This window comes from Mycobacterium sp. (assembly GCF_036273375.1).
Classification (GTDB): domain Bacteria; phylum Actinomycetota; class Actinomycetes; order Mycobacteriales; family Mycobacteriaceae; genus Mycobacterium.
Genome location: NZ_DASUHS010000250.1, coordinates 37,209 through 57,162, shown reverse-complemented (window position 1 = coordinate 57,162; position 19,954 = coordinate 37,209). Strand labels below are relative to the sequence as shown.

The window sequence follows — 19,954 nt, the reverse complement described above, 5'->3', positions numbered from 1 at the left end:
GACGGCAATCAACGGCGGCGCGACCGTAAGTAGTCGCCGACCACGGCCGCTCCCAATCCGTCGAGATCGGGCACCACGACGCGCCCCTCGACGCGTCGGGCGACCTGGTCGATGAACCGGGCCAGACCCGGGTCGCTGCCCAGCCGGAAGATGGTGATCTGGGCACCCAGTCGCGCCATCTCGTCGAAGCCGCGCACGGTATGCGCGATGGTCCGCGGATGCGGTGGGTAATCGAAGAACACGGTCGTGCCGTCGCCGTCGAAGTCTTCCAGGTGCGCGGTGGGCTCTCCGTCGGTCACCACCAGCACCACGGGCTGCGCGTTGGGATGCCGGCGCAGATGGCGACCGGCCAGCGCGAGCGCGTGATGCAGGTTGGTGCCCTGCTCGTAGACGCCCTCGAGGCCGGTGAGCTCCGCGGCGGTCACCGTCCGGGCGTAGCGGCCAAAGGCGATGATCTGCAGAGCATCCGAACGAAAACGCGTGCACACCAAATGGTTGAGCGCCAGCGCCGTCTGCTTCATGGGCAGCCACCGATTTTCCATCACCATGGAGAACGAGGTATCGACCAGCAGCGCGACCGCGGCCTGCGTACGTGTCTCCGTCTCGGAGACCTCGACGTCGTCGACGGTGATCTTCAGCCGCCCGTCCCGGCCGTCCAGGGTGGCGGTTCCCGATTGCCGCAGAACGGCATTGGTCAATGTGCGGGAGATGTTCCACGGTTCGGTGTCACCGAACTGCCAAGGTCGGGTGGCGCCGGTGAGCTCGCCGGCCGCTCCCGCGCGTCGGTGGTCGCGCTCACCGCGGCGCCCGGAAAGTTGTTGCGCCACATCGCGCAATGCCGTCTCGCCGAGTCGGCGCATGGCCTTCGGCGACAGCCGCCACTGGCCGTCGGAGCCGCGGTCCAAGAAGCCCTGATTGACCAGCGCGCGTTCCAATTCGGCAAGGGTGCGGGCGTCGACTGCCGCCTCGTCTCCGAGCTGGCGTGCCAGCGCATCCAGGTCGACGTCGTCCATGGTGGCGCCCGGATAGCTCTGCGACAGCTGCTCGGCCAGTTGCTCCAGCTCGGCGATGTCGGACAGCGCCTGGGTGCCCTCGCCCATCCCGAACGGGTTCTCACCGGAGAACTGCTCGGACCCGTTCCAGTCCTCCCCCGGCCGCGCCGCCTGCAGGTGCGCATCGAGCCGGTTCAGCGCCTGCATCAGCGACGGCGAGCCAAAGGCCTGCTGCGCCAAGGCATCCAGCTCCGCGCGCTGCTCAGCGCTGAGGCTGTTGCGGAATCGCTGCGCGGCGGCGGCACGCTTGGCCAGTGAGTCCAGCAACTCATCGACGTTGCGCGGGTTCTCCGGAAAGAACTCGCCGTGTTTGTCCATGAAGTCTTCGAAGTCTTGTGGGGTGTCCTCGCCGCGGGCGTGCTTGTCCAGCAGGTCGTTGAGGTCATTGACCATGTCGTTGACCCGCTGGCGATCCTCGTCGGTGGCGCCTTCGAGCGCCTGCTTCATGCCCGCGAAGCGTTGGTCCAGCATCTCGCGGCCGAGCAGATCCTTGATCTGGTCGTACTTTTGACGGGCCTCGCCGCTGCGCCAGTTGTAGTCGGAGAGCTCCTGGACGGCCTTGGCCGGCGACGACGGCAGCGCGTCCAGCTGCAGTTCGCCGAAGCGGGCGTCGTCGTCGAGCGCGCGGGCCAGCTCCTTGCGTTCGGCCAGCACCGCCTCGTCGAGCAGCTTCTTGATCTCCTGCAGCGTGCCATCTAAATTATTGCGCCGCAACAAATCCCGTCTCTGCCGGTTGGCCTCGGCGGCCATCCGGTCCGCGCCGGGCATGTTCTTGGTGCCGCGGCGCAGCAGCTCGGACAGCGCACGCCGCGGCGACGTGCCCGCCATGACATCCTGGCCGATCTGTTCGAGCGCCTCGCGCAGATCCACCGGCGGGGCCAAGGGGTCGGGCCCGCCGGTGTACGCCGAGTAGCGTAGCGGGTGCCCTTTCGAAAAAGACCTAGCCATAGACGGTTTGGCCCTCCCCGGACACCTTGTCGATGCGCTTGGCCAGATACAGGGCCTCGAGCGCCAGTTCCAGCGCCGCGGCGCGCTCGCCTTCCGACTGCGCACCGAGCTTGGCCGCAATCTTTTCCACCACCGGCAGGCTCGGGACCGCGGCCAGCACATCTTTGGCCGAGACCCGCTCGCCCGTCGTCACCGCCGAACCGCCCTCGACCGCGGCCACCAGCGATCCGACGTCGATGCCGCCCAAGGCTCGCGACGCGGTGTCCGCGGTGGCGCGGCGCAGCAGGTGTTCGAGCACGGCCTGTTCGCGGCCTTCCTCGCCGGATTCGAATTCCAGCTTGCCGCGCAGGACGTCGATCACCGTGCCCAAATCGACGACCCGGGCGACCGGGTCCGTCTCCCCCAGCACCGCGCCGCGGTGTCGTGCGGCGGCGGCGACGGTCTCGGCGGCGGCGATCGCGAACCGCGCCGACACCCCGGAGCGTTGATCGACGGAGTTGGACTCCCGCAGGTAGCGGGCGAATCGAGCGAGTATCTGCATGAGGTAGTCGGGAACCTGGGCGGACAAGTGCGCTTCCTGCGCGATGACACCGACTTCCGCTTCGAGCTCAAGCGGGTAGTGGGTCCGGATCTCAGCGCCGAAACGGTCTTTGAGCGGGGTGATGATGCGTCCGCGATTGGTGTAGTCCTCGGGGTTGGCGCTGGCCACCACCAACACGTCCAGCGGCAGGCGCAGTGTGTAACCGCGGACCTGGATGTCGCGTTCCTCCATCACGTTGAGCATCGACACCTGGATGCGCTCGGCGAGGTCGGGCAGTTCGTTGACCGCGACGATGCCGCGGTGCGCGCGCGGAATCAGTCCGTAAGCGATGGTCTCCGGGTCCCCCAGGCTGCGGCCCTCGGCGACCTTGATCGGGTCGATGTCGCCGACCAGGTCGGCGACGCTGGTGTCCGGGGTGGCGAGCTTTTCGGTGTAGCGCTCGCTGCGATGCTTCCATTCGACCGGCAGGTCGTCGCCCAGAGTGGCGGCCTTGCGGATCGACTCCGGCGTGATCGGCGAGAACGGGTGCTCCCCCAGTTCGGCGTCGGCGATCACCGGCGTCCATTCATCGAGCAATCCGGTCAGCGCGCGTAGCAGCCGGGTTTTGCCCTGGCCGCGTTCACCGAGGAGAACCAAGTCGTGACCCGCGATCAGCGCCCGCTCGAGCTGCGGCAAGACGGTGTCGTCGAATCCCAAAATGCCCGGCCAGATGTCATCTCCCTCGGCCAAAGCGGTGAGAAGATTTTCGCGGATTTCCTGCTTGACTCCCCGTTCACGATGACCGGCGGCACGCAATTCGCCGACGGTGCGGGGCAGGTTGCTCGGTGACGTCACCACTCCACGCTACGACGCGCGCTCAGACGAGTCATGCCAAGGGCGTTCACCTAACGCTTATTGACACCCGCGTCGCCGCGCGCGCCGTGACTAATGCGCGAAGTGACGCGCCCCGGTCAGATACAGCGTGATGCCGGCGTTGGTGGCCGCCGCGGTCACCTCGTCGTCACGCACCGATCCGCCCGGATGCACAATCGCCTTCACTCCGGCACCGGTCAGCGTCTCGAGTCCGTCGGGGAACGGGAAGAACGCATCCGAGGCCGCGACCGCGCCGCGCACCCGGTCGCCGCCGCGTTCGACGGCCAGCCGCGCGGCGTCGACCCGGTTCACCTGACCCATGCCGACGCCGATGGTGGCGCCGCCGCTGGCGATCACGATCGCGTTCGATTTCACGGCGCGACACACACGCCAGGCGAACACCAGGTCGGCCTGCGTCGCCGGATCGGCGGGGGAGCCGGTGGCCAGGGTCCAGTTCGCCGGGTTGTCGCCATGCGCGTCCAGCTCGTCGCGCTGCTGCACCAGCAGGCCACCGCTGATCGGCCGCAGCTCCGTACCGCCGCTCAGCGGCTCCGAACCCAATAGCACCCGGATGTTCTTCTTGCGGGTCAACACCTCCAGGGCGGCCGGCTCGTAGGCGGGGGCCACGATGACCTCGGTGAAGATGGTGCTGACGTACTCGGCCATTTCCAGGCTGACCTCGGTATTGGCCGCGATGACCCCGCCGAACGCACTGAGCGGATCGCATTCGTGCGCCTTGCGGTGTGCGTCCGCGACCGATGCCGACGAGATGGCAATCCCACACGGGTTGGCGTGCTTGATGATTGCCACGCAGGTCTGCTCGTGATCGAAGGCGGCCCGCCAGGCCGCATCCGCATCGGTGAAGTTGTTGTAGGACATCTCTTTTCCGTGCAGCTGGTCGGCCTGCGCAAGTCCCGGCCACGCGCCAGGGTCGCTGTAGAGCGCGGCCTGCTGGTGCGGGTTCTCGCCATAGCGCAGCATCGCCGAGCGGCGCCAGCTGCGGCCCAACCACTTCGGAAAAGTCGTCGGCGGGTGTTCGGGGGCCAGCGTCGACTCCATCCAGCTCGCAACAGCGACGTCGTATTCGGCCGTGTGCGCAAACGCCAGCGAGGCGAGCTTTTTACGCTCGGCGAGGGTAAAGCCGCCTTCGCGTACCGCGGCGAGCACGCCGTCGTAGCCCCGGGGGTCGGTGATCACAGCCACGCTGGGATGGTTTTTCGCCGCGGCCCGCACCATGGACGGGCCGCCGATGTCGATCTGTTCGACGCATTCGTCGATGCTTGCCCCGGAGTCGACGGTCTCGGTGAAGGGGTACAGGTTGACGACGACGAGCTCGAACGCCGCAATGCCGAGTTCCTCGAGTGCGGCGGCGTGCTCGGGTTTGCGAAGGTCGGCCAGCAGACCCGCGTGCACGCGCGGGTGCAGTGTCTTGACCCGGCCGTCGAGCACCTCGGGAAAACCGGTCAGCTCCTCGACCCGGGTCACCGGAATGCCTTTGTCGGCAATGACCTTCGCGGTGGATCCGGTCGAGACGATCTCGACGCCCGCACCCGTCAGGCCCTGGGCGAGATCGACCAACCCGGTCTTGTCGTACACGCTGATCAAGGCGCGCCGGATCGGCCGTTTGGCGTCTTCGCGCCAGTCGTCGGTGCTCATCGGTTCATCGCCTTTCGTCCGATCGTCGCTTTTCTCCCGACCAGGGTCAGGCCGCCTGTAGCGATCGCGGCCACCACGTCCACCAGTAGCTTCCGTTCGGTGACTTTGATGCGTTCGTGCAAGCTGTCTTCGGTGTCGCCATCGAGCACCGGAACGGATTCCTGCGCCAGAATCGGCCCGGTGTCCGTCCCGGCGTCTACCAGGTGCACCGTACAGCCTGTGAGCTTCACACCGTAGGCCAGCGCGTCGGCCACCCCGTGCGCACCCGCGAACGCCGGCAGCAGCGTCGGATGGGTATTGATGACGCGGCCGTAGAATCGCGAAAGGAATTGCGGCCCAAGTATTTTCATGAATCCAGCGGAGACCACCAGGTCGGGCGAGTGCGCGACGGTGGCCTCAGTGATGGCCGCGTCCCAGGCGTGGCGGTCCGGGTGATCGCCGAGCCGGGCGGTGAACACGGGCACGGATGCGGCCGCGGCGATCTCGGTGGCCAGGCAGTCGCGGTCGGCACCGACGGCAACCACCCGCGCGGGATAGTCCGCGACGGCCGACGTCAGCAGTGAAGTCAGCAGCGATCCGGTGCCCGACGCCAGTACCACTACCCGTGCCGGTGCGTTCGGGGGCACCTGGAGCGGTTCGACCACATCGGCGAGCCTACTGTCGGTGTCGTAGCCCTGACGATCAGGCTGACCACGTGCGAATTGCCCGCCTCTGAGCATCAATCGCCGGCGCCGCACCCGCCCGCGCCGCGGTTGTCGCTGCGAGGCGGGCAAAAGGCCTAATCCCCGGAATCTCGCTCGGTCGCGCCCGGCTCCGGTGCGGCCGGCGGCGGCTGGTCGTCATCGACCGGGAAATCGGGCTCGGCGGAGCCGACCGTCGCGTCGGGTCCGGCAGAGTCGCCCGGGGCATCGGCGGCCGGGTCCGCCGGGATCGCGTCCTCCCCCGCCGCGTCCTCGGGCGGCCGATCGTCATCGAAAGCGCCCGTGAGGTCCGCGGGTTCCTCGACCGCCGCGGGCGCGGGCCTGGCCTCGAGCCGTCGGGGACGGCGCCTGGCCCCACCGCTCATCACCACGGTGACGCCGCCGACGACCGCGAACCAGAAGAAGACACCGATGAGCAACGCGCCCTGGTCCACGCCGACGTGGCCGAAGTTGCCCAGCTGGCCGCTGCCGGCGTACGCCAGCAAGGCCATCACCAACGCCCCGGTGACCGCGGCGACCAGCAGCTTGGCCGCGGCCGCCAGCGGCGGCAGCGCGCGCCGGGCGCATTGCTGGCCGACCGCAACCCCGGACGACGCGCCGATGATGAGCAGCGCCACCCAGACCGGCCCCAACGGAGGCCTGGGCACGGCGGCCAACACCGGCAAGGCCGGGATATCACCACCGAAGACGGTGAACGAGCTGAATGTCGCGAACCCGATGTGCGCGCTGGACCCGACGGCCATCGCCGCGGTGCCCACAATCACGTTGGGCGCGTACAGCATTGACAACAGGGTGAGGCTGAACTCCCCGAAGATCGAATCGGTGATGCCGTAGAGCTCCTGCATGGTCGACCAGTGCACGACCAGCGACCCCGCCGTCACCAGGCCGGACAGCCCGAGCAACGCGAGCAGGCCGGCGGAGGCGGCGCGCAGGGAATCGCCCAGCCAAACCGGCAGCGACGCCGCCGCCAGCGCGCGCGGCCCCACCCGGGACCACACACCGATCCCGGCGCCGGCGGCATGAACCGCGAGGACGCTGAGGAACGCACGCAGCGCGCTGGGTGTCTGCAGCTCGGTGATCACCGATGACGCGTCGTGGATAACCGCCAGGGCAATCGCCGTCATGAATAGCGGGCCGCCCAGCGCCGAGGCGATGACCCAGCGAACGACTAGCCATGACGAGTAGGGCGTGGTGGCCCGTGCCGTGTTGCGGGCGGTCGCCCAGATCATCAGGAGGACCGGCAACAGCGGCATCACACCGAGTTCGCGGCCACCGATCGATACAGGTACCTGGTGCACCCCCAGCCACATACTGGCGATGGCGCCCAGCGCGCCGGTCATGTCGCTGTTGGCGATCAACAACTGGATCAGCGTGACCGCGGCGATGATGACCAACGCCACCACCGCCGGGGCGAACGCCACCCTGGCAAGGTCACGCGCCTGGCGAGCGCCTGCTGCCCGGTTGTCCTCCACCCGTGTCACTCTGGGGCGCGTCCCCGACTATGCGCGACAGCGCACGGTTAGGAGGGCGCTGGCCCAGACGGTGACGACGGCGACTGCTGCTCGTGGCCGTACTGCTGGCCCCCACCCTGCTCGGAGAAGTTTGTCGTCGCCGAACCGGCATCCGATCCACCGGCATTCGGCGGCGGGCTGAAGCTGGGGAAGCCGGTGGGCGGCGTGGACGGGCCATGCTGCTGCGCGGACGGCTGGGGACCCGACTGCTGCGCGGGCTGAGCGCCGAAACCGCCGGTCGGAACGCCGCTCTGGGTGGGCGCCGCGCTGGGCGAATAGCCGCCGTACTGCGACCCGTAACCCTGCGGCGACTGCTGCTGGCCCCCGTGCTGTTGGGCGCCCGGCTGCTGACCGTAGTAAGGCTGCTGACCGTACTGGCCGTATTGCCCGTACTGGCCGTATTGCGCGTAGGGGTCGTACTTGGACCGCGGCGCCGGTGCGGTGATCACCCCGGAGTCCAGCAGGACCACGACGACCGCGGCGATTGCCTGGAGCACGACGGCCGCCACCAGCGGCCACATCGCCCAGCCGATCGCGAAACCGGAGGGCAAGTTGATCGTCTCGGTGATGGCCAGCAGGGCACCCAGAACCGCGATCACCGCAACGATTCCCGGATAGTTCTTGGTCTTCGGCAGCAGGCCGAGCCCGGCGAGCAGCGCGGCCAGCACGGCAACCACGACGGCGGTGCCCGCGTCGCCCGCGCGTCCACCGATGCCCGGGCCGAGATCGGCGCCGATGGTGAATGTGGGACCGAAGTTCAGCAGGTACGCCGCCAGACCGAGCACCACCACCGCGATGTTCAGGTAAGACGGCAGCTTGCTCGTTCCGTCGTCGTCCTTGGCGAAGGACGGTGTGCCGCCCGCATAGGTGCCGCCGGGTTGCGCCGGTGGATAGCCCGGGCTTCCGGGAGAGTAGGTCATAACTCCTCCTGTTGCTTCCAGTGCCTTGAACTGCCTAGCGGTCGCCACGGTTGCGGTGCAACGCTGTGCTTGCAGGCGCCTCGCTGCGTTAGCGACGCGGTCGATCACCCACGCTAGCGCACGTGCGGCAACCCGTGCCGCTGCCACTGGCTTGGATGCCGGGGCCCACGCCGGCGGCGCCGCGCGCCGCTCGCGAGACGGTCCGTGTCACAACGGCTTGCTCAGCAGAGGTAGAACACGTTCTAATTCTCTGCATGGATTACGGGCTTGTGCTTTTTACCAGTGATCGTGGCATCTCCCCGGCGAAGGCCGCGAAGCTCGCCGACGACCATGGCTTTCAGACCTTCTACGTGCCAGAACACACCCACATTCCGGTGAAGCGCGAGGCGGCTCACCCCACGACGGGGGACGAATCGCTGCCCGACGATCGCTACATGCGGACACTAGACCCATGGGTAAGTCTGGGCGCGGCGTGCGCGGTCACCTCGCGGGTGCGGCTGTCGACCGCGGTGGCCCTTCCGGTCGAGCACGACCCGATCACCTTGGCGAAAAGTATTGCCACCCTTGACCACCTGTCGGGTGGACGGGTCAGCCTGGGCGTCGGGTTCGGCTGGAACACCGACGAACTCGCCGACCACAACGTGCCAGCGGGCCGGCGCCGCACCATGCTGCGCGAATACCTCGAAGCGATGCGGGCGCTGTGGACCGAAGAAGAAGCCGAGTACGACGGTGAATTCGTGAAGTTCGGCCCAAGCTGGGCCTGGCCCAAGCCGGTGCAATCGCACATCCCGGTGCTGGTGGGTGCCGCGGGCACCGAGAAGAACTTCAAGTGGATCGCGCGCAGCGCCGACGGCTGGATCACCACCCCGCGCGACTTCGACATCGACGAGCCGGTGAAGCTGCTGCAAGACACCTGGACGGCGGCGGGCCGCGACGGCGCTCCCCAGATCGTGGCGCTGGACTTCAAGCCGGTCCCCGAGAAGCTGGCCAAGTGGGCCGAGCTGGGGGTGACCGAGGTGCTGTTCGGTCTGCCGGATAAGTCCGAGGACGAGGTTGCCGCCTACGTCGAGCGGCTCGCTGGCAAGCTCTCGGCGATGGTTTAGGCCCGCGCGGGCACTACGGGGGTCTAGGCCAGCGAAGCCCGGTTGCCATTGTCGGTCGACCACACCCAGATCTCCGCACCGAGCGGATCGCCGTCGCACATCAATGCGACGAGATCGTCGTCGTCGGTCGTGGCCATGAATCGCGTGTTGTCCGCAGCCAGCCTGCCGACGATGATGCCGGTGCGGACCGGCCAGTCGTAGCGCACGGAGTAGGTCTCGATGGTTGCCGCGCCATCGGGTGTTTTCGTGACGTCGACCTTCGGCAGCGCGTCGATCTCCTTTTTCAGCTCCGCACAGTTGTCGGTGCGCCAGTCCACCGGTGTGGTCGAGTAGATACCGATCGAGTACTTGCTCATAATGCCGCCGTTGGCGCCGACGAGGCCGAATTGGCCTGGCCGGTCCCGCATCTGCGCTACCGTCTCGGCGATACCGTGCAGCGAGTAGCTGTTCCCAGGACCGCCGAAGTACGGCAATCCGCCGGTCAGGGTCAGGCCGCGCGGGTCGTCGCCGTCGATGCCCAGGGCTTCGCAGATGACGGACACCGGGAATGGGAAGCAGCTGTACAGATCGAAGGTTTCGATGTCGTCGATGCCGATTCCGGCTACCCGCAACGCTTCTCGGGCCGCATGGACCGCCGCCGGGCTGGCACCGAGGTCGACGCGATCGAGCATCGCCTGCTCGATCATGTCCGAGTGGCCATGCACATAAACCCACTTGTCCTCGGGCACGCCAAGGCGGGTCGCCACTCCCACTGACGTCAGCACCGCCGCCGCGCCCTGGTTGACCTGATCGCGGGCGACGAGCAGACGGGGATAAGGGTCGCAGATCATCCGGTTGTCGTCGGTGATCGTGATGATCTCCTCGACCGACCGCTCGACCGGTGATGACGAAAGCGGGTTCTTGGCAGCTACTTTGGACATCGGGGCGAACAGTTCGGCCATCTCGCGTCGATAGTCGGCCACGCTGCGCCCAAGGCGGGCGCGGCGCGCATTCTCCAGGAGCCCGTACTGCACGGGCGCTCCGGTCAAGCCGTGCTGGATCGTGTATTCGTCGATGTAGCTTGAGATCTGGTGGCCGCGATCCTCCAGTTGACCCTCGACGTGTTCGGTGAAGTCGGGCTTGTCATCCCGATCGGCGAAGTAGCGGGCCGTCGACCCCGGCTCCGAGCCCATGATCAGCACCACGTCGGCGTCACCCGCCGCGATTGCGTTGCCCGCCTCGGTGACAAGCTTCTGCGGCCCCTGCCCACCGACTGGTTCGAGCACCACGCGGGCGGGATCACCGCCGAGACGGTTCATCACGGAACGCGGGTAGTTGTTCGACTTGCCGAGCCTCGCCGGCATCGGTCCAGAGATCTCGAATTGCCGCAGCCCGAAGACGGTGTCGACGGCCTTCGCAACGCCCTTGGCTCCGGTGTCGGCAAGAGCTGCCCGCGTGGCGGCCGTCGCGAGGTCGACCGCCGACATACCGCGATAGTCAGGGTCGTCGATGCGCTCGGTGAACTGGCCGACACCGACGAGCACCGGAGTACGCGGATCGACCGGCATTACAAACCTCCTGGCAACTGTTAGTTCGATAGGCTAACCGATGGCTGGAGCCAAAACGAAACTGCGGTCAGATCGCGGATTCGGGCGAAAACGCGATCTGACCGCAGTCGCGGTAAGGAACTACAGACTCTGCAGGATCTCCCGGGCCAGCGCGGCGGTCTCCGACGGCGTCTTGCCGACCTTGACGCCGGCCGCCTCCAGGGCCTCCTTCTTGGCGGCCGCGGTGCCCGACGAGCCGGACACGATGGCGCCCGCGTGGCCCATCGTCTTGCCCTCCGGCGCAGTGAATCCCGCGACGTAGCCGACGACAGGCTTGGAGACGTTGGCCTTGATGTAGTCGGCGGCGCGCTCCTCGGCGTCGCCACCGATCTCACCGATCATCACGATGACCTTGGTGTCGGGGTCCTTCTCGAAGGCCTCGATTGCGTCGATGTGGGTGGTGCCGATTACCGGGTCACCACCGATGCCGATCGACGTGGAGAAGCCGAAATCGCGCAGCTCGTACATCATCTGGTAGGTCAGGGTGCCGGACTTGGACACCAGTCCGACCGGGCCGGATCCACTGATGTTCGCCGGGGTGATGCCGGCCAGGGCCTCACCCGGGGTGATGATGCCGGGGCAGTTCGGCCCGATGATGCGCGTCTTCTGCCCCTTGTCAACGTTGTACGCCCACGCAAACGCGCTGTCCTGCACCGGAATTCCTTCGGTGATGATCACCAGCAGCGGGATCTCGGCGTCGATGGCCTCGATGATCGCGTCCTTGGCGAATTTCGGCGGCACGAAGACGACCGACACGTTCGCGCCGGTCTCCTTCATCGCCTCCGCGACGGTGCCGAACACCGGGAGCTCGACGTCCTTGCCTTTCGGGTCCACATGCGACACGGTGGTGCCGGCCTTGCGCGCGTTCACGCCGCCCACCACCTGGGTGCCGGCTTTCATCATGAGCGCGGTGTGCTTGGTTCCCTCGCCGCCGGTGATGCCCTGCACGATGACCTTGGAGTCCTTGTTCAAAAAGATCGACATGGCTTGGCTCCCTTACTTGTTCGCCAGCTCGGCGGCTTTGTCGGCACCGGCGTCCATGGTCTCGGCCTGGATAACCAGCGGGTGGTTGGCTTGGGCCAGGATGCGGCGGCCTTCGTCGACGTTGTTGCCGTCGAGCCGAACCACGAGCGGCTTGTTGGCCTCGTCGCCGAGCATGTTCAGCGCGGTCACGATCCCGTTGGCGACGGCGTCGCACGAGGTGATGCCCCCGAACACGTTCACGAACACGCTTTTGACCTGCTTGTCGTTCAAGATGACGTCCAGGCCCGCGGCCATCACCTCGGCCGAAGCGCCACCACCGATGTCGAGGAAGTTGGCCGGCTTGACGCCGCCGTGCTTCTCCCCCGCGTAGGCGACGACATCGAGCGTCGACATCACCAGGCCCGCACCGTTACCGATGATGCCGACCGCGCCGTCCAGCTTGACGTAGTTGAGGTCGTGCTCCTTGGCCTTGAGCTCCAGCGGGTCGGTGGCGTCGCGGTCCTCGAACTCGGCGTGGCCGGGCTGACGGAAGTCGGCGTTGGCGTCCAGAGTGACCTTGCCGTCCAGCGCCAGAATCTGGTCTTGCGGGTCGCGCACCAACGGGTTGACCTCAACCAGGGTGGCGTCCTCGGCGACGAAGACCTCCCACAACTTATTGATGGTGACCGCGGCGGCGTCGAGCACCTCGGCGGGCAGGTGGCCCTGCTCAGCGATGGAACGCGCGGTAGCCAGGTCGACACCCTTGACGGCGTCCACCGGAACCTTGGCCAGCCGCTCGGGCTTGGTCGCGGCGACCTCCTCGATCTCCATGCCGCCCTCTACCGAGCACATGGCCAGGTAGGTGCGGTTGGCGCGGTCGAGCAGGAAGGAGATGTAGTACTCCTCGGCGATGTCGCTGGCCTCGGCGACCAGCAGCTTCTTCACGACGTGTCCCTTGATGTCGAGACCGAGAATGTTCTTGGCGTGCTCGTAGGCGTCTTCGGGTGTCGCCGCGTACTTGACGCCACCCGCCTTGCCACGTCCGCCGACCTTCACCTGCGCTTTCACCATTACCGGACGACCGATTTCGGTCGCGATCTCGCGAGCGCCCTCGGCGGTGTCGGTCACGCGTCCCGGCGTAGTCGGTACGTTGTGCTTGGCGAACAACTCTTTTGCTTGGTACTCGAAAAGGTCCATGGACTCTCTGTCTTCGCTCGACTCAACTATTAGGCCTCTTGGTGGGCGGCGCCGTGCTCGGCATCTCGCACGGACGAACTGTATCCACCCCTCAAACGGCTTTTACCGCCGCGTCCGCCTATGTGGCTCAGCTCACGAGCAAGGGGTTAACGGTGCGCGTGATCCAAATCACAATTTCGCCCGGATTTTCCAACCAGGTTGCCAGCCCCGCGCGTTAGCGGATACCTTCCTAGGGTCCAGATAACGTTATGGTCACGATACGAGGACATTTCAGGTTGTCCCAGCACCGTTTTGCCCGGCCTTCTGCCGTAACTGAAGGCGTCGTGAGGGTGGGTCGCGCGGCAGGCGCCCGGTGGGCCGAAGCACCGCATCGCACCGAAGTCACGGAAATCCTTCCGCTCGACGGCTTTGACTTCGACAACTTCGATTTCAGTGACGACGCCGGCGATCTCGGCGACCTGGACTTCAGCGGCGATTCACCGTTCGACAACGAAGCACAGGTGCTGCTGGCGCCAGAGCTCGACGACTTGAACGAGGCCGACGACGTACGCCCGGTCTGGCTGGCCGCACCCGTCACCGAGGTGCTGCCACGGGTGATCGTCGAGCCGCGCGTCGAGCGACCTCTACATCGCTCGCACACCACCGACGTCGTCGGCATCACCCGCCGCGCGGGACAGCACCGCAAGGAACCAACCAGCGCGGCCCGGGGCCGCCTGCTGATCTCGGCGATGGCGGCGGGTGCGGCCGCAGCGGCCGCCCACACGGCCACCAGCCACGCCGACACCCCCAAGACCGACGCCGTGCTGACCGCAAACGCCTCGACGCTCAGCGGCGGGGCGGGAAGCAACACCGCACGCGGGCCGCAGGTGATCGCCGCGGCGCCGGCGGCCACCGCCGCGCTGCACAACCAGGAGCTCGCCAAGGGAGTCGCCTTCGCCAACGACCGCGCCGAGCGCGAGGCGCGGTTGTCGCAGCCGCTCTATGTGATGCCCACCAAGGGCATCTTCACCTCCAACTTCGGCTACCGCTGGGGCGTGCTGCACGCCGGTATCGACTTGGCCAACTCCATCGGGACACCGATCTATGCGGTGTCCGACGGCGTGGTCATCGACTCCGGTCCGGCCAGCGGCTACGGGATGCTGGTCAAGCTGCGTCACGCCGACGGCACGGTCACGCTCTACGGTCACATCAACACCACGCTCGTCAGCGTTGGTGAGCGCGTGATGGCCGGCGACCAGATCGCCACGATGGGCAACCGGGGCAATTCCACCGGCCCGCACCTGCATTTCGAGGTGCTGCAGGGCGGCAGCGAACGGATCGACCCGGTGCCGTGGCTCGCTAAGCGGGGACTTACAGTCGGCAACTACGCTGGCTGAGGTGACCGCGCCGAACGAAGAACCTTCCGGTCCGCGTCCGCCTGAGCCCACGCCTGAGCACGATCCGCCCTCCGACTCACGGACACGGATCATCCGGCGGGCGCCGACCGGGCCCATCCCGACCACGCCGGACACCCCGACCACCCACTTCGCCCCGCAATCGGCGCCCTACCGGGCAGGTTCTCGTGGGGGTCGCACCGGTTATACCGGAGTGCCTGCCCTTGAGCCCAAAGATCGGACGGCCGTCGCCGCGTGCGCGGTCAGCATCATCAGCGGCTGGGCGACGTCGGTGGTGGCTACCGATCTGATCGCCGGTTGGTGGCGAACCGACCGCCTGTTCTGCATCGCGGTCGCCTTCCTGGCCCTGGTGTTCGCGGGCACCACGGTGTCGGGCGTGATCATGCTGCTGCAGCGCCGATCGATCAGCCGCTACCTTCTGATGGCCGGCGCGCTGGTCGCCTTTCTCACCTACATCGGGGTGTTCATCGCCGGGGCCCGGGTCGCTTGGGTGGTGCACCTGCTGCCGCTACTGCCGATCGCCACGGTGGTGCTGGTGCTGCTGCCGCAAACCAAACGCTGGCTAGACGCCTGAGCTCTGCCGAACGTGCACTCACGGCGAGGATTTCGCCGCCGATTTTTCGCACTGAGTGCACGTTCGACGCACGCATCGTGGTTGTCGGGCTAGAGCTTGCTGATCGGGGCGTGGTTGTGCATCAGCTTCACCCGGCCCGAGCTGCCGAAGTCGATCAGCGACATCGCCGATTCGCCGATGCCGGACACTTCCTCGACCCGGCCCAGCCCATACTTGTCGTGCGTCACCCGGTCGCCGGGTGCGAGCACCAGCGGCGGGCGCTTGCTCATGCCCGAGCGGGTTGGGGCCGCCCGCGGCGTGCCGAACCTGCCGGCACCGCTCACCGGCGCGCTGAACGACGGCGCCGGCTCGGTGCGTCGCCATTCGATGAGTTCCTGCGGAATCTCTTGCAGGAAGCGCGATTCCGGGTTGAGCATGGGCTGTCCCCAGGAGGACCGGACGATGGCCCTGCTCAGGTAGAGCCGTTGCCGGGCCCGGGTGATCCCGACGTAGGCCAGCCGCCGCTCCTCGGAGAGTTCGACCGGATCGTCCAAGGACCGCATGTGGGGGAACATTCCGTCCTCCCAGCCGGTCACGAATACCACCGGAAACTCGAGACCCTTGGCGGTGTGCAGCGTCATCAGGGTGACCATGCCCGCGCCGTCCTCGGGGATCTCGTCGCTGTCGGAGACCAGCGAAACCCGCTCCAAAAACTCCGCCAGCACACCGGTGTCCGGCACGTCTTCGTCTTCGGGGGTCTGTAAGGACTCGCCCAATGCCGCGGCGTTGGCCCGATCGGTACTGAATTCGTGTGCCACGCTGACGAGTTCGTTGAGGTTGTCCAAACGGGCGAGTTCCTGGGGATCGGTGGAGGATTCGAGTTCCCGGCGGTATCCGGTGCGTTCGAGCACCGACTCGACCAGATCTCCGAGATCGTCGTCCAGGCGCCCGCGCAGCTCGTCCAGCAGCTCGACGAAACCGGCGATCGACTTCTCCGCACGCGAATTCAGCATCGGCACTTTGCCTTCGGCCGCGGCCACGAGCGCGTCGGCGAAACTGGCGCCGGTGTTCTCGGCATACACCGCCACGCAGGCCTCGGCACGATCGCCGATGCCCCGGCGCGGGGTGTTGAGGATGCGCCGGATGCTGACCGTGTCCCCGGGGTTGTCCAGCACCCGGAGATAGGCGACGATGTCGCGAATCTCCTTGCGCTCGTAGAAGCGCACTCCCCCAACGACTTTGTAGGGGATTCCGGCGCGGATGAACACCTCTTCAAACGACCGAGACGAGTTGTTGGTGCGGTAGAACACGGCGACGTCGTTGTAGGTGATCTCGCCCTTCTCGGCGAGCGCGTCGATCTCCCCGGCGACGAATCGGGCCTCGTCGTGCTCGTTGTCGGCGACGTAGCCGACGATCAGCTCACCGGCGCCTTCGGCGGTCCACAGCCGCTTGTCGCGGCGCCCGGAGTTGCGGGCGATCACAGAGTTGGCCGCGGACAGGATGTTCTGCGTCGAGCGGTAATTCTGTTCCAGCAGAATGGTTGTCGCGTCCGGGTAATCGCGTTCGAAGTCCTCGATGTTGCGGATGGTGGCGCCGCGGAACGCATAGATCGACTGGTCGGCGTCGCCGACCACGCACAGCTCCGCGGGCGGCACCTCGTCGGATACCTCGTCACTGCCTCGCCGATTCGGCGGTCCCAGCTTCGCCTCGCCTCCGCCGGCCCCCGGGCCAGCCGCGGCGAGCCTCGCTGAACTGCCGCGGCCGGCCAGTTCGCGCACCAGCACGTACTGCGCTTGGTTGGTGTCCTGGTACTCGTCGACGAGGACATGCCGGAACCGCCGCCGGTAGTGCTGGGCGATCTGCGGGAAGGCCCGCAGCACTGCCACGGTTTCCCCGATCAAGTCGTCGAAGTCCAGCGCGTTGGCCGCCCGCAGCCGTCGCTGGTATTCGCCGTAGACGCTGGCCACCGTGCGGGACAACTCGTCGGATTCGTCGGTCAGCTTGCCCACCGCCTCGGCGGGGTCGATCAGCTCGTTCTTCAGATTGGAGATGGCGTTGGCGAGCAGCCGTGGCGAGTAGCGCTTGATGTCGAGTCCCATGTCGCGCCCGATCATCTGCAGCAGACGCCGTGAGTCGTCGGCGTCATAGATGGAGAAGTTGGAATTGAGGCCTTCGATCAGGGACGCCTGGTTGCGCAGGATGCGCACGCAGGTTGAGTGGAAGGTGGACACCCACATGGCGCGCGCCCGGTTGCCTACGAGCCGCACCACCCTGTCGCGCATCTCCGCGGCTGCCTTGTTGGTGAAGGTGATGGCCAGCACCTGACCGACCCCGACCCCGCGTTCGGCGATCAGGTAGGCGATGCGGCGGGTCAACACCGCGGTCTTTCCCGAACCCGCACCCGCGACGATCAGCAGTGGGGAACCCTGGTGCACCACCGCTTGGCGCTGTTGCGGATTGAGGCCCTCGAGCAGTTGATCTGCTTCGGAGGCCGGCTTGGCATCTGTTGCGTGCACACTCATGTCAGTCCAAACTTACCGCCGCCCACTGACGCACAGCGCCCTGGCATCAGACCAGGCTAGTGGGCGGAGCCGCCATGACAGCGTCACGCAGACTCCCACGAATTCGGCGTGTCGGAACGCAATTCTTAACCCGGATTTGTCCGGCGAAGCAATTGCACCCAAGTCCAAAAAGCGCAGCTTAAATCCGTTTCTTTGTACGTCTACGATTTTTAGTGGCAAACTCGATTCGTGCTCAACGCGCAGTATCGGCGACACTCCTCGACTCAGGAGTGGCGCTGTTGACTTTGCTCCGGGTACCGGTTCGCGGTGCCCGTGGGTTAACTGCTTACGCAGAGCCCCGTGGTCCGCTTTCGGCACTCGGGGCTCTTCTTTTGTGAGGCCCGATACTGCATGAGACCAGAACCCCCGAATCACGACGAAAACGCGGAGTCAGAAGAGATGAACACCGAGGTGGTGGAGGCCCAAGAGGCCACCGACATAGACCAGTTGCGCCACGAAATCGACCGGCTCGACGCCGCGATTCTCGCCGCGGTGCAGCGGCGCACCGAGGTATCCCAGGCGATCGGCAAGGCCCGAATGGCATCCGGCGGCACACGGCTTGTCCATAGCCGCGAAATGAAGGTCATCGAGCGATACAGCGCGCTCGGCCCCGAGGGCAAGGACCTGGCGATACTGCTGCTGCGTCTGGGCAGGGGCCGGCTCGGTCACTGACCTCGACGGTCTATCGGTCGGGCGCAGAGCTCGCCGCGACACCTGGCTCCGTCACGTCACAGCCCATAGGGTCGAAGCATGACCTCCGTGCACATCCTCCCCGACATCACCGCCACCCCGGCGTGGGACGCCCTGCGCAGGCATCATGACGAAATTGGCGACACCCATCTGCGCCAGCTCTTCGACGACGATCCCGATCGCGGCCGCGAGCTGACCGTCTCCGTCGGCGACCTTTACATCGATTACAGCAAGCACCGCATCACACGAGAAACGCTGCGGCTCTTGATCGATCTCGGGCGCACGGCCAACCTCGAAGAGCGACGCGACCAGATGTTCGCCGGGGTGCACATCAACACCTCGGAGGATCGCGCGGTCCTGCACACCGCGCTGCGACTGCCCCGGGACGCCGAGCTGGTAGTCGACGGCGAAAACGTCGTCCAAGACGTGCACTCGGTGCTCGACGCCATGGGCGACTTCACCGACCGGTTGCGCAACGGCGAATGGACGGGGGCCAGCGGGAAACGGATCAGCACGGTGGTCAACATCGGCATCGGTGGATCGGACCTCGGCCCGGTGATGGTCTACCAGGCACTGCGCCACTATGCGGATGCGGGGATTTCGGCGCGCTTCGTCTCTAACGTGGACCCGGCCGACCTGATCGCCACACTGGCCGACTTAGACCCCGCCACAACGCTTTTCATCGTCGCGTCGAAGACGTTCTCGACGCTGGAAACCCTGACCAACGCCACGGCCGCGCGCCGCTGGATCACCGACGCGCTCGGCGACGCCGCGGTGTCCCAGCACTTCGTCGCCGTCTCCACCAACAAACGCCTCGTCGACGATTTCGGTATCAACACCGACAACATGTTCGGGTTCTGGGATTGGGTCGGAGGCCGCTACTCGGTGGACTCGGCGATCGGCCTCTCGGTGATGGCCGTCATCGGCCGACAAGCCTTCGCGGACTTCCTATCCGGGTTCCACATCGTCGACCGCCACTTCAAAACCACGCCACTGGAGTCCAACGCGCCTGTGCTGCTTGGACTTATCGGCCTGTGGTATTCCAACTTCATGGGCGCGCAATCGCGCGCTGTGCTGCCCTATTCCAATGACCTGGCACGTTTCGCGGCGTATCTGCAACAGCTGACCATGGAATCCAACGGCAAGTCGACCCGCGCGGACGGCGGCCCGGTCACCACGGACACCGGTGAAATCTTCTGGGGCGAACCGGGAACCAACGGGCAGCACGCGTTCTACCAGTTGCTGCATCAGGGAACCCGGTTGGTGCCCGCCGACTTCATCGGGTTCAGCCAACCCCTGGACGATTTACCCACCGCCGAAGGCAGCGGCAGCATGCACGACTTGTTGATGAGCAACTTCTTCGCCCAGACTCAAGTGCTGGCCTTCGGCAAGACCGCCGACGAGATCGCCGCCGAGGACACGCCCGCGGACGTCGTGCCGCACAAGGTGATGCCCGGTAACCGGCCGTCGACCTCGATTCTGGCTAACCGGCTCACGCCGTCAGTGTTGGGCCAGCTGATCGCGCTGTACGAACATCAGGTCTTCACCGAGGGCGTGATCTGGGGAATCGACTCGTTCGACCAATGGGGCGTGGAGTTGGGCAAAACCCAGGCCAAGGCCCTGCTCCCGGTGATCACTGCCGACGGCTCGCCGGCCCCGCAGTCGGACAGCTCCACCGACGCGCTGGTGCGCCGCTATCGCAGCGAACGCGGGCGAAGCAGCTGAC

The 19,954-nt window shown here is 66.6% G+C and carries 15 protein-coding genes; 5 read left to right on the top strand and 10 right to left on the bottom strand.

What is annotated here, in order from left to right; all coding sequences use genetic code 11:
- Nucleotides 1-8: 8 nt before the first annotated feature.
- The 6 genes from VFW69_RS22420 to VFW69_RS22395 form a co-directional block, all read right to left on the bottom strand.
- Nucleotides 9-2,000 carry a vWA domain-containing protein gene (locus VFW69_RS22420; protein ID WP_526504722.1) on the bottom strand — a complete coding sequence of 664 codons (1,992 nt, stop codon included), beginning with the start codon at nt 1,998-2,000 and terminating at the stop codon, nt 9-11.
- Nucleotides 1,993-3,378 carry a sigma 54-interacting transcriptional regulator gene (locus VFW69_RS22415; protein ID WP_526504720.1) on the bottom strand — a complete coding sequence of 462 codons (1,386 nt, stop codon included), beginning with the start codon at nt 3,376-3,378 and terminating at the stop codon, nt 1,993-1,995. The genes VFW69_RS22420 and VFW69_RS22415 overlap by 8 nt, the downstream gene beginning before the upstream one ends.
- Nucleotides 3,379-3,465: 87 nt before the next feature.
- Nucleotides 3,466-5,049, bottom strand: coding sequence for a bifunctional phosphoribosylaminoimidazolecarboxamide formyltransferase/IMP cyclohydrolase (gene purH, locus VFW69_RS22410; protein ID WP_526504718.1), 1,584 nt, complete (start codon nt 5,047-5,049; stop codon nt 3,466-3,468).
- A complete protein-coding gene (gene purN, locus VFW69_RS22405) occupies nt 5,046-5,693 on the bottom strand; it encodes a phosphoribosylglycinamide formyltransferase (protein WP_526504716.1) in 648 nt (215 codons plus the stop codon). The genes purH and purN overlap by 4 nt, the downstream gene beginning before the upstream one ends.
- Nucleotides 5,694-5,827: 134 nt before the next feature.
- A complete protein-coding gene (locus tag VFW69_RS22400; protein WP_526504714.1) occupies nt 5,828-7,222 on the bottom strand; it encodes a cell division protein PerM in 1,395 nt (464 codons plus the stop codon).
- A gap of 47 nt (nt 7,223-7,269) precedes the next feature.
- Nucleotides 7,270-8,181: a DUF5336 domain-containing protein gene (locus tag VFW69_RS22395; protein ID WP_526504712.1), complete on the bottom strand. Its 912-nt coding sequence runs from the start codon at nt 8,179-8,181 to the stop codon at nt 7,270-7,272.
- A 254-nt stretch (nt 8,182-8,435) separates the two neighbouring features.
- Between VFW69_RS22395 and VFW69_RS22390 the strand changes: the two genes are divergently transcribed.
- Nucleotides 8,436-9,284 (top strand): LLM class F420-dependent oxidoreductase, encoded by an 849-nt coding sequence (locus tag VFW69_RS22390; protein WP_526504710.1) that lies wholly within the window; start codon nt 8,436-8,438, stop codon nt 9,282-9,284.
- Nucleotides 9,285-9,307: 23 nt separating this feature from the next.
- Here the strand turns inward: VFW69_RS22390 and VFW69_RS22385 are convergent, their stop codons facing one another.
- From VFW69_RS22385 to sucC, 3 genes are all read right to left on the bottom strand, one after another.
- Entirely contained in the window at nt 9,308-10,831 is a 1,524-nt protein-coding gene (locus tag VFW69_RS22385) for an acetyl-CoA acetyltransferase (protein WP_526504708.1), read from the bottom strand.
- A 120-nt stretch (nt 10,832-10,951) separates the two neighbouring features.
- Nucleotides 10,952-11,854: a succinate--CoA ligase subunit alpha gene (gene sucD, locus VFW69_RS22380; RefSeq protein ID WP_526504706.1), complete on the bottom strand. Its 903-nt coding sequence runs from the start codon at nt 11,852-11,854 to the stop codon at nt 10,952-10,954.
- Nucleotides 11,855-11,866: 12 nt separating this feature from the next.
- Nucleotides 11,867-13,030 carry an ADP-forming succinate--CoA ligase subunit beta gene (gene sucC / locus VFW69_RS22375; RefSeq protein ID WP_526504704.1) on the bottom strand — a complete coding sequence of 388 codons (1,164 nt, stop codon included), beginning with the start codon at nt 13,028-13,030 and terminating at the stop codon, nt 11,867-11,869.
- A 329-nt stretch (nt 13,031-13,359) separates the two neighbouring features.
- Here sucC and VFW69_RS22370 point away from each other — a divergent pair, with 329 nt between their 5' ends.
- Together VFW69_RS22370 and VFW69_RS22365 are read left to right on the top strand one after the other, a co-directional pair.
- Nucleotides 13,360-14,406 carry a M23 family metallopeptidase gene (locus VFW69_RS22370; protein WP_526504702.1) on the top strand — a complete coding sequence of 349 codons (1,047 nt, stop codon included), beginning with the start codon at nt 13,360-13,362 and terminating at the stop codon, nt 14,404-14,406.
- A 1-nt stretch (nt 14,407) separates the two neighbouring features.
- Nucleotides 14,408-14,998 carry a hypothetical protein gene (locus VFW69_RS22365; protein WP_526504700.1) on the top strand — a complete coding sequence of 197 codons (591 nt, stop codon included), beginning with the start codon at nt 14,408-14,410 and terminating at the stop codon, nt 14,996-14,998.
- Nucleotides 14,999-15,087: 89 nt separating this feature from the next.
- Here VFW69_RS22365 and pcrA read toward each other — a convergent pair whose 3' ends face one another.
- Nucleotides 15,088-17,499: a DNA helicase PcrA gene (gene pcrA, locus VFW69_RS22360; protein WP_526504698.1), complete on the bottom strand. Its 2,412-nt coding sequence runs from the start codon at nt 17,497-17,499 to the stop codon at nt 15,088-15,090.
- A 390-nt stretch (nt 17,500-17,889) separates the two neighbouring features.
- On the opposite strand from pcrA, the gene VFW69_RS22355 reads away from it, so the two are divergent.
- Together VFW69_RS22355 and pgi are read left to right on the top strand one after the other, a co-directional pair.
- Nucleotides 17,890-18,210, top strand: a complete 321-nt coding sequence (locus VFW69_RS22355; protein ID WP_526504696.1) for a chorismate mutase — start codon at nt 17,890-17,892, stop codon at nt 18,208-18,210.
- Nucleotides 18,211-18,288: 78 nt separating this feature from the next.
- Nucleotides 18,289-19,953, top strand: a complete 1,665-nt coding sequence (gene pgi / locus VFW69_RS22350; protein WP_526504694.1) for a glucose-6-phosphate isomerase — start codon at nt 18,289-18,291, stop codon at nt 19,951-19,953.
- Nucleotide 19,954 lies beyond the last annotated feature (1 nt).